The sequence below is a fragment of the Pseudophaeobacter sp. 1A09344 genome, assembly GCF_041008745.1.
GTDB classification, from domain to species: domain Bacteria; phylum Pseudomonadota; class Alphaproteobacteria; order Rhodobacterales; family Rhodobacteraceae; genus Phycobacter; species Phycobacter gallaeciensis_A.
Map to the genome: position 1 here is coordinate 1 of NZ_JAXGFS010000043.1, position 259 is coordinate 259.

The 259-nt window shown below is 50.2% G+C and carries 1 protein-coding gene and 1 rRNA gene; one reads left to right on the plus strand and one right to left on the minus strand.

The genetic code is table 11. From position 1 onward, the window contains the following. A 5S ribosomal RNA gene (rrf, locus tag SM765_RS23015) occupies positions 1 to 75 on the minus strand; the annotation flags it as partial. Here rrf and SM765_RS23020 point away from each other — a divergent pair. Further along, positions 64 to 259, plus strand: a 196-nt coding sequence (locus SM765_RS23020; RefSeq protein WP_368981944.1) for a hypothetical protein, incomplete at its 3' end; no start/stop codon positions are given. The two genes, rrf and SM765_RS23020, sit on opposite strands and share 12 nt — an antisense overlap.

Here is a 259-nt window from a genome sequence, read left to right on the forward strand (position 1 = left end):
ACCATTGGCGCGACGGCACTTAACTTCCGGGTTCGGGATGGGACCGGGTGTTTTGCTCGTGCTATGACCACCAAACCGAGTAAATACCAAAAGCTTCCGGCTTTTGGTATTGCGAGCTCCGTTGTGTCACGGGGCGCTTTCCAAAAGCGGAAGGTTTCAGATCAACATGTTGTCCAGGTTTCGTTTTGCTTTTTGGTGTTTATGAGACTGTCTGTTACTGGAACAGATCAAGCCTATCGGGCGATTAGTACCGGTCAAC